At 43.0% G+C, this 5,839-nt stretch carries 5 protein-coding genes and 4 tRNA genes; 6 read left to right on the top strand and 3 right to left on the bottom strand.

The window, feature by feature from the left end:
• Positions 1-246: 246 nt before the first annotated feature.
• Positions 247-1,587 (bottom strand): CDP-diacylglycerol--serine O-phosphatidyltransferase, encoded by a 1,341-nt coding sequence (gene pssA / locus PL85_RS18410; protein ID WP_013857962.1) that lies wholly within the window; start codon positions 1,585-1,587, stop codon positions 247-249.
• A gap of 98 nt (positions 1,588-1,685) precedes the next feature.
• Positions 1,686-2,168: a GNAT family N-acetyltransferase gene (locus PL85_RS18405; RefSeq protein WP_013857960.1), complete on the bottom strand. Its 483-nt coding sequence runs from the start codon at positions 2,166-2,168 to the stop codon at positions 1,686-1,688.
• 8 nt (positions 2,169-2,176) lie between these two features.
• Here PL85_RS18405 and murB point away from each other — a divergent pair, with 8 nt between their 5' ends.
• Together murB and birA are read left to right on the top strand one after the other, a co-directional pair.
• Positions 2,177-3,223, top strand: coding sequence for a UDP-N-acetylmuramate dehydrogenase (gene murB, locus PL85_RS18400; RefSeq protein WP_088731509.1), 1,047 nt, complete (start codon positions 2,177-2,179; stop codon positions 3,221-3,223).
• Positions 3,220-4,182: a bifunctional biotin--[acetyl-CoA-carboxylase] ligase/biotin operon repressor BirA gene (gene birA / locus PL85_RS18395; RefSeq protein WP_013857958.1), complete on the top strand. Its 963-nt coding sequence runs from the start codon at positions 3,220-3,222 to the stop codon at positions 4,180-4,182. The genes murB and birA overlap by 4 nt, the downstream gene beginning before the upstream one ends.
• Before the next feature lie 13 nt (positions 4,183-4,195).
• On the opposite strand, the gene coaA is transcribed toward birA, so the two are convergent.
• Positions 4,196-5,119: a type I pantothenate kinase gene (gene coaA / locus PL85_RS18390; protein ID WP_010318972.1), complete on the bottom strand. Its 924-nt coding sequence runs from the start codon at positions 5,117-5,119 to the stop codon at positions 4,196-4,198.
• A 212-nt stretch (positions 5,120-5,331) separates the two neighbouring features.
• On the opposite strand from coaA, the gene PL85_RS18385 reads away from it, so the two are divergent.
• The 4 genes from PL85_RS18385 to PL85_RS18370 all read left to right on the top strand — a co-directional run bounded on the left by PL85_RS18385 (position 5,332) and on the right by PL85_RS18370 (position 5,717).
• Positions 5,332-5,407 (top strand) — tRNA-Thr (locus PL85_RS18385).
• Positions 5,408-5,437: 30 nt separating this feature from the next.
• Positions 5,438-5,522, top strand: a tRNA-Tyr gene (locus PL85_RS18380).
• A gap of 34 nt (positions 5,523-5,556) precedes the next feature.
• Positions 5,557-5,631: transfer RNA gene (locus tag PL85_RS18375), tRNA-Gly, on the top strand.
• Positions 5,632-5,641: 10 nt separating this feature from the next.
• Positions 5,642-5,717, top strand: a tRNA-Thr gene (locus tag PL85_RS18370).
• Positions 5,718-5,839: the final 122 nt, after the last annotated feature.

Below are 5,839 nucleotides of genomic sequence, written 5' to 3'. Positions count from 1 at the left end.
AGGGCTTTTTTCGTTTGAGTTTCAATGAGATGCTTAAGTCGTTTTAAGCTCTCTCTATTGCAACTAGATTCCCTGTGCTTATTCCTTGATGTCCTCTTGAGCGCTGAAATTCTTTTGGCTTATGTTCATCGAACAGAGTAGCTGCATGAAAGGCGCTACTATCTCAATCAATAGCCATATGAAAACAACGTGTAGGCATATAAAAAAGCCGACACGTTGTGTCGGCTAATCGTTTAGTGTTGTGCTTTACAGAATCTGTTTGAGCACTCTATCGGCCTTAACTCGCGTTACTTTACGCAGTAGTTTTTGTACCGCATCAGGGTAGTTTTCTATCTTCTCTAGTTGTTTGTAGGTACAAACAAGTTGAGTGTGTCGAAGGATGTTGTCGATCTCTTGCTCAAACTTAGGTGTTAAGTGGTGATAGTGATCTTGGATGAGAATGGCATTCTCGAGATCGAGCTTCCATGCTCTTGGATTTAAGTTATTACCAGTGATCAACATGTAGCGCTTATCCACCCATACGCCTTTTAGATGGAAGCTATTCTCTTCATGTTTCCAGAGATGGATAGAAAGATTTCGACTGGCAATATGAGCTTCATTTACTTTGGCAAAACGGCGTAGATTAAGCTCATATAAATAAGGTAAGCCGCCGATTGTCTTGAAGGTTTGCTCTGGGGAAATATAGAAATCGTTTGCCGTTTTATCGCCAACGACAATGTGAACTTTTACACCCCGTTTCAATGCTTTCTTAACTTCTTTAGCGACACTTTTTGGAAAATTGAAATACGGAGTGCAGATAAAGACTTCATCTTTAGCATGAGCGATCAGTTGGTTAATATTGTGGTTGAGTTTATTTCGACGCTTTCCAATACCTACCAGTGGCGTCAAAGCCACTTGATCGGCTGTTGGGATCTGTGACTCAAACTCATAGTTTGCTGTTGCTAGAGAGGCTCTAAATTGCCGAATGTCAGTTTTGATATCTTTCGTCGTTGGCTTCGATGTGTTTGATAAGTCATTGACAGCAGGATGACTTATCATTTTTTGCTGAATAAATTGTACCATGCTATCGGCAAGAGATTGATTGTCGATGGTGTGATAGCGGTCGAATCGATAGCGCTCTTTGTGATGCAAATAAACGTTATTAAGGCTTGCTCCGCTATAGATCACCTGGTCGTCGACAATAAAACCTTTGAGATGTAAAACACCAAAAACTTCGCGACCTCGCACGGGGATGCCGTATACGGGAATGGCGTGTTCGTGGTTCTGAGAGAACTCTTGATACATTGAAGCATTGCCTTCCGAAGCGGCCGCACCAATTAATCCACGTTGCGCTCTATGCCAATCAACGCAAATCGCAATATCTAAGCCAGGGTTTCTTTGCTTGGCATTATATAGCTCCGTTAAAACTTCTCTGCCTGCTTCGTCATCTTCTAAATACAGCGCTACAAGATAGATTCGTTTACTTGCCTGACGGATCGACTGGATCAGATGATTTTTAAATTCTTTTGCCGAAAATAAAACTTCAAAATGATCCGGTGATTGTGCGATGGTCGGCAATCGCTCGAATGGGTTTCTATGAGCAATCATATTGGATGATTTACCTTACTTATTTGCAAAATTGCGAACTGGGGATATTACCAAATTCAACGGTTCAATTGCTAGAAAAGCCGCGCATTCTCGTCATACTAGCCTAGGTATCTCATAGGAATGAGATCTTTACCACTGGATACATAGCGCTCAAACCGTTGCATAAGAGCTATTGGTAGTTCTTCTGTCATTATGGAGTGAAAACCATGACGAGCATAAAAGGGCTCAAGATGAGCGTATGCGAAGCAATAATCCTGATTATTGAGAATATTCTCGCTGCAATAATTGAGCAACTGCGACCCAATCCCTTTTTTTTGGTTTTCTGGCAGCACAAGCATGCCAGTCAGTAATCGATATACATCAATATTTTTAAATCTGACAACAGCAGATATCTGCCCATCGAGCGTGCCTATAACGCACAATTCATCTTTCCTAGCTTTTGCTGAAGGGTAATGTTCTTTGTACATTCGTTTGATCAAAGGAAGTTTTATCGGGGGGAGTATGTCAAATTGTAGTTGCCACATTTCTTCCTGCTTCGAATAGTTATCTGTTGTAGAATGGCGTGAGTTTAATTTATCCATAGAATGCCATGCAATTACATCCCAATGCGAGCTTAAAAAAATACCACACTTTTGGCCTAGAACAATCTTGTCAATTATTAGCTGAAGTTTTCTCTGTGCAAGATTTGGTGGAAATTTACCAGAGCGCAGAATGGCAGACTTTGCCTAAGTTGATGTTAGGAAAAGGTAGCAATGTCCTTTTTACTTGTGATTTTCAAGGAATGGTTTTAAGCAACCAACTGAAAGGGTTACAGCACACGCAGGATGATAATTACCATTATTTGCATGTTTCTGGTGGTGAGGATTGGCCTTCACTTGTTGAATGGGCTGTGAAGCAAAATATTGCAGGTCTTGAAAATTTGGCTTTGATACCTGGTTGTGCAGGTTCTGCTCCTATTCAAAATATTGGCGCTTATGGTGTAGAGTTTCAAGATGTGTGTGATTACGTTGATTATCTCTGTTTAGACTCCTTAACCGTCAAGCGCCTGAGCGCCAAACAATGTCTATTTGGTTATCGTGATTCTATTTTTAAGCACGCTTTGCACAGTAACGCGATCGTTGTAGCGGTAGGACTAAAGCTATTGAAGCAATGGCAACCCGTACTGAATTATGGACCTTTGCAAGAACTGGATAGTCACACCTGCCAAGCTATTGATATTTATAAACGGGTATGCGCTACTCGCAATGCCAAATTACCCGATCCGCGGGTGTTAGGTAATGCAGGAAGCTTCTTTAAAAATCCAATTATTAGTTTAGAACATTGGCAGGCTCTTCTTGAGAGTTATCCCGATCTTGTTTCTTACCCCGTGGAAGAAGGCAGAAAAGTAGCGGCTGGGTGGTTGATTGATCAATGTGGGCTCAAAGGGTATAGCTTAGGTGATGCTCAAGTGCATCCGAAGCAAGCTTTAGTGTTGGTAAATAAAGGTAGCGCTACAGCCTTTGATGTCATTCAACTAGCAATTAAAGTTTGCATAGCAGTTCAGGATAAATTTTCGATATCTTTAGAGCATGAAGTCCGATTTTTAGATGCGATGGGTGAAACGAACCTTGAGCATCTTGCTAAGGAATTAAAGTGAAAGAGCACAGTGTCAAACTATCATTACTTCGTCATCTGGCCAGTGGCGAGTTTTGTTCTGGTGAGTTGCTAGGAGCCGAACTTGGTATTTCTCGCGCCGCAGTCAGTAAGCATATTAAAGGGATTCAGGAGTGGGGAATTGATATTTTCCGCGTCCAAGGCAAAGGCTATCAGCTTGCTCAATCACTGAATCTACTTGATGCGACACAGATCCAAAATGCCGTGCGTAACCCTGTCGAGCTTTTCCCCATTATCGATTCAACCAACCAATACCTGTTAGAACGTGTAGATAACCTTGCTTCGGGCAGCGTTTGCTTAGCAGAGTATCAGGCTAATGGACGGGGTCGGCGTGGGCGTCAGTGGATATCGCCTTTTGGCAGCAATCTTTATGTTTCCATGTACTGGCGACTCGACGCAGGGATGGCGGCCGCAATGGGGCTTAGCCTTGTGGTCGGGGTCGCGATTGTGGAAGCGCTAGCAAGCATCGGATTTGACGGTGTAAAGCTTAAGTGGCCGAACGATCTCTATTTTCAGGATAGAAAGCTGGCGGGCATTTTAGTCGAAATGACAGGGCAGGCTGGCGCAGCGGCACATTTAGTGATTGGGATGGGAATGAACATTTTCATGCCCGAAAATGAGCAAGCCATTGACCAGCCATGGGCAAGTTTGTCGCAGGTAGCCGACGGTCTGAAAATAGACAGGAACTTGCTCGCTATTGTCTTTATTCAATCATTAGACCAAGCGCTACGTGATTACGAGCTTTATGGGATGAAGGATTTTATACCGCGCTGGAATCGACTCGATAACTTTATTGGTCGAAAAGTTAAACTGCTTATGGGCCCCAAAGAGGTCTATGGCGTGGTGCACGGGATCAACGAATATGGAGCGGTGTTGCTAGAAACAGAGAATGGAATGGAGAGTTACATTGGTGGCGAAATATCGTTACGCAAGGCAGAGTAACCGCTTTACCAAACTATTTTCTTAGTAGTATCTCTTCCACAGTATGATTGAGGCCTTTACGCAAAACTAACTGAGCGCGCTCTTTGGTCGGTAAAATATTATGTTGCAGATTTTTACCGTTGATCGAGTGCCAAATGCTCTCAGCTTTTTCTCTCGCCTCTAGCTCAGACAGTTTTGTGTAGTGGCTAAAGTACGACCCCGTCTCCTTAAAGGCGCTGTGACGAAACTTCATAAAGCGTTCAACATACCACTTTTCAATAAGTTGACTGTCCGCATCGACATACAGTGAGAAATCTAAGAAATCAGATATAAACACTCGATGTGGATCGTGTGGATAATCCATGCCGCTTTGCAAGACGTTCAATCCTTCAATGATCAACACATCTGGCCTATCGACGACTTTCTCTTCAGTGGTGATGTCGTAAGTAAGATGTGAATAGATCGGCGCGCTTACATTTCTTTTTCCTGCTTTAACATCCGACACAAACTGTACCAGACGTTTCATATCATAAGATTCAGGAAACCCCTTTTTCCCCATAATTCCTCTCTCATTAAGAATTTTGTTGGGAAAAAGAAACCCATCTGTCGTGATCAGTTCAACTTTGGGATGATTCTCCCAGCGTGAAAGAAGCGCTTTTAACAAACGCGCCGTAGTACTTTTCCCAACGGCGACACTTCCTGCGATGCCAATGATAAAAGGAGGCGATATATCGGTATTACCGAGAAATTGATGCAAAACCGCATTTCGGCTTTGTCTGGCGGCCACGTATAAATTAAGTAAGCGAGCCAAAGGCAGATAAATCTCAGCCGTTTCTTTCATCGTTAGGTTTTCATTAATACCTTGTAGCTCTTTTAAGTCAGCCTCAGAGAGAGTCATTGGGACAGAGTTACGTAGCTCGGCCCATTGATTGCGATCAAAAGAGATATAAGGACCCATAAAATACCTAACGATGAATGACAGAAAAAAGAAGAGGATGAAACATACATTAAGGTGAAAAGAATGGAAATGCCTTAAACGATAGAATTGAGTGAGAAAACGCATTTTGCTTGAAAAAGCAACGAACAGGCGAGATTTATGGAAAATTGGTTTTTTTTTAATATTTAGGCTTGCAAGGCTGAGCATCATTCAATAGAATGCGCTCCACTTATGCCGACTTAGCTCAGTAGGTAGAGCAACTGACTTGTAATCAGTAGGTCACCAGTTCGATTCCGGTAGTCGGCACCATTCTTTTTCGAAAGAATGAAGAAAAAATTTGGAGGGGTTCCCGAGTGGCCAAAGGGAGCAGACTGTAAATCTGCCGGCTCCGCCTTCGATGGTTCGAATCCGTCCCCCTCCACCATATTCTTAAGGAAATAGCTCTCAGAGTTACGTGTGCGGGCATCGTATAATGGCTATTACCTCAGCCTTCCAAGCTGATGATGCGGGTTCGATTCCCGCTGCCCGCTCCAATTTTTGAGTGCTGATATAGCTCAGTCGGTAGAGCGCACCCTTGGTAAGGGTGAGGTCCCCAGTTCAACTCTGGGTATCAGCACCAGCTCTCCAAGCAATTATCTCCTTTTGATATATACTCCTTACCAATAATTTTGGTTGCGTGGTCATCAAAGCCACCTAAATCCGTACCTAGAGGGACAACTCATGTCTAAAGCAAAATTTGAA

It is taken from the genome of Vibrio anguillarum (assembly GCF_001989995.2).
In the GTDB taxonomy this organism is placed as follows: Bacteria; Pseudomonadota; Gammaproteobacteria; order Enterobacterales; family Vibrionaceae; genus Vibrio; species Vibrio anguillarum.
The sequence above is the reverse complement of the archived record's forward strand: the minus strand, read 5'-3'. Positions and strand labels throughout refer to the sequence as shown.